At 69.6% G+C, this 3,536-nt stretch carries 2 protein-coding genes; both read left to right on the top strand.

The window, feature by feature from the left end:
• The first annotated feature begins 294 nt into the window (after nt 1-294).
• Nucleotides 295-1,680, top strand: a complete 1,386-nt coding sequence (locus tag ACFXBC_RS31890; protein ID WP_385032441.1) for an 8-oxoguanine deaminase — start codon at nt 295-297, stop codon at nt 1,678-1,680.
• Between the two features lie 400 nt (nt 1,681-2,080).
• Entirely contained in the window at nt 2,081-3,490 is a 1,410-nt protein-coding gene (locus tag ACFXBC_RS31885) for a nucleobase:cation symporter-2 family protein (RefSeq protein ID WP_385032488.1), read from the top strand.
• Nucleotides 3,491-3,536 lie beyond the last annotated feature (46 nt).

Below are 3,536 nucleotides of genomic sequence, written 5' to 3'. Positions count from 1 at the left end.
CCACACCGTGTTAAACTCCGGGGCCCACCCCCCTTTCGGGCTCATGGCGCCGACCTCCGTGGCGGACGGCGCAGCGCCCGGATTCCGGGTCGCATTCACAAACATCTCACCCCGGGGGGTCCCCCGCCGCCGGCCGCCTCAGCCGGCGGCGGCGTACCGGACCGGACACCACAACTGCACTGCACTTCACCTCACTTCACCTACTTCGGCACCCGGAGCCACGCGGCTGCGGCACTCAAATCCTCCTGGGGTCCTGCCGTGCCCATATCGCCACTGCGAGAGAAGGTAATCCTGATGGCAGCAACGGCAGCCGCGCGCACGGTCATTGAGAACGTAGCCATCGCGACGGTCGACGCCCACGACACCGAGTACGCATCGGGCCATGTCGTGGTCGCCGGCAACCGCATCGAATCCGTCGGCGCGGGCAAGGCCCCCGACGGACTCACCGGCGTCGTACGCCGGATCGACGGCACCGGACATCTGGTGACCCCAGGTCTGGTCAACACCCACCACCACTTCTACCAGTGGATCACCCGGGGTGTGGCCACCGACCACAACCTCTTCAACTGGCTCGTCGCGCTCTACCCGACCTGGGCGCGCATCGACGAGCAGATGGTCCGCTCGGCCGCGCAGGGCTCCCTCGCGATGATGGCCCGCGGCGGCGTGACCACCGCGATGGACCACCACTACGTCTTCCCGGAGGGCTCCGGCGACCTGTCGAGCGCCGTCATCGGCGCCGCCGCCGAGATGGGCGTACGGTTCACGCTGGCCCGCGGCTCGATGGACCGCAGCAAGAAGGACGGCGGGCTGCCCCCGGACTTCGCCGTCGAGACCCTGGAGGGCGCGCTCGCGGCCACCGAGGCGACGGTCGACCAGCACCACGACGCCTCCTTCGACGCGATGACCCAGGTCGCCGTCGCCCCCTGCTCGCCCTTCTCCGTCTCCACCGAACTGCTCAAGCAGGGCGCCGAACTGGCCCGCCGCAAGGGCGTGCGCCTGCACACCCACGGCAGCGAGACCGTCGAGGAGGAGCAGTTCTGCAAGGAACTGTTCGGGATGGGCCCCACCGACTACTTCGAGTCGACCGGCTGGCTCGGTGACGACGTGTGGATGGCGCACTGCGTCCACATGAACGACTCCGACATCGCCGCCTTCGCGCGCACCGGGACCGGCGTCGCCCACTGCCCGTCCTCCAACGCCCGTCTGGCGGCCGGGATCGCCCGCGTCCCCGACATGCTCAGGGCCGGTGTACCGGTCGGCCTCGGGGTCGACGGCACCGCGTCCAACGAGTCCGGCGAGCTGCACACCGAGCTGCGCAACGCCCTGCTCATCAACCGCCTCGGCGCCCACCGCGAAGCCGCGCTCAACGCCCGGCAGGCGCTGCGCCTCGGTACGTACGGTGGTGCCCAGGTCCTGGGCCGCGCCGCGGAGATCGGTTCACTGGAACCGGGGAAGCTCGCCGACCTGGTGCTGTGGAAGATGGACACCCTCGCGCACGCCTCCATCGCCGACCCGGTGACCGCGCTCGTCTTCGGCGCCGCGGCCCCCGTCACGCTCTCCCTCGTCAACGGCAAGCCCGTCGTCGAGGACAACCACCTGACCACGGTGGACGAGGACGCCATCGCCCGCTCCACGCGGGACGAGGCCCGGCGCCTGGCGCAGATCGCCGCGCGGGCCTGACGTCCGACAAGCTCCGGCCGGGGAGGACGGTCCCCGGCCGGCGGCCGCGAACCCGAGCGGGGTTCACGGCAGCCGTGACCGGGGGGTGTGTGCCCAGAGTGCATACGCCCTCCGGGGCGGTGACGTACCCGGAAGCCCTCACCGGAACCCCCGTGCCCCGCCCGGTACCCGACCCCGTAACGACCTCAGTAACGCAGCAGCACCGCCCTACCCCTCCCGCAGCCGCACCTGCATTCCGCACCACCTCCCTGACACCCACGTCACCGCCGACGTGTACCCGACCGGAGGAGCCGCCGTGGCCGCCGAGCCCAGGTTTCGCACTGATGCAGCAGAAACAGCCGCCGACACCGAATCGTCCGGAGCGCCCGGGGAGATCTCCACGGGCCCCGGCACCACCTCAGTGGAACCGGGAGAGACCTCCGCGAAGCATCCGGTCGACGAAGTCCTCCCGCCCGTCAAGATGTTCAGCAGCGGCCTCCAGCATGTGGCCGCCATGTACGCGGGAGTTGTCGCCCCGCCCATGATCGTGGGCCCCGCCGTGGGGCTCAGCGCCAAGGAGACCGCCTTCCTCGTGGGGGCCAGTCTCTTCACCGCGGGTATCGCCACCCTGCTCCAGACCCTCGGGTTCTGGCGGGTCGGTTCCCGGCTGCCGTTCGTCAACGGTGTCTCGTTCGGTGGTGTCAGCCCGATGATCGCCATCGGGAAGGGCCGCGGACACGAAGGCATCGCCGTGATTTTCGGCGCCATCATCGTGGCGAGCGTGCTGGGCTTCATACTCGCCCCGTACTTCAGCAAGCTGCTCCGATTCTTCCCGCCGGTCGTCACCGGCACCGTCATCACCCTCATCGGGGTCTCGCTGCTGCCGGTCGCCTTCGGCTGGTCGCAGGGCACCCAGGGGGCGGCGGACTACGGGTCCATGAAGAACATCGGCATGGCCGCCCTGACCCTGGTGATCGTGCTGGGCCTGCGGAAACTGCTCCGCGGTTTCCTCCAGCAGATCGCCATCCTGCTCGGTCTCGTGATCGGTACGGTCGTGGCGATACCGATGGGCATGACCAGCTTCGACGCGATGCGCAACGCCGACCCGGTCGGCTTCCCGACGCCCTTCCACTTCGGCGCCCCGCAGTTCGAGATCTCCGCCATCATCTCGATGTGCATCGTGATGCTGGTCTGTATGACCGAGTCGACCGCCGACATGCTGGCGCTCGGCAAGGTGGTGGGCAGGCCCGCCGACGAGCGGACCATCGAGGGCGGCCTGCGTGCCGACACCATGAGCAGTCTGATCAGCCCGTTCTTCAACAGCTTCATGGCGAGCGCCTTCGCGCAGAACATCGGCCTGGTGGCGATGACGAAGGTGCGCAGCCGGTATGTGGTGGCGACCGGCGGCGGGATCCTGATCCTGCTGGGACTCTGTCCGATGGCCGCGTCGGCGATCGCGCTCGTCCCGCTGCCGGTACTCGGCGGCGCCGGGATCGTGCTCTTCGGCTCGGTCGCCGCGAGCGGTGTCCAGACGCTGGCCGGCGCGGCGATGGAGAAGGGCGAGAACGCGCTGATCGTCGCGACCTCGCTGGGGATCGGCCTGATCCCGATCGCGGCTCCGGACTTCTACCACGCGTTCCCGAAGAACGTACTCGTGGTGCTCGACTCGGGCATCTCCACCGGCTGTGTGGTGGCCATCGTGCTCAATCTGGCCTTCAACCATCTGGGCCGCAGGAAGGACGCCGGAGTCCCGGAGGACACGGACACACCGGCTCCGGACGACAACTCGACGCATCAGGCCGTCGCCGAGGCGGCAGCCGCGCTGCGCTGACGCCGGCCTGGCCTACGGGGCGCGTTCCGCACCACTGGTGCGGAAC

Origin of the sequence: Streptomyces sp. NPDC059398 (genome assembly GCF_042751845.1) — a bacterium.
In the GTDB taxonomy this organism is placed as follows: domain Bacteria; phylum Actinomycetota; class Actinomycetes; order Streptomycetales; family Streptomycetaceae; genus Streptomyces.
The sequence above is the reverse complement of the archived record's forward strand: the minus strand, read 5'-3'. Positions and strand labels throughout refer to the sequence as shown.

What these genes read in the sequence shown, in the direction of transcription:
- ACFXBC_RS31890 (WP_385032441.1), top strand. Translation starts at nt 295, where the DNA reads ATGGCAGCAACGGCAGCCGCGCGCACGGTCATTGAGAACGTAGCCATC.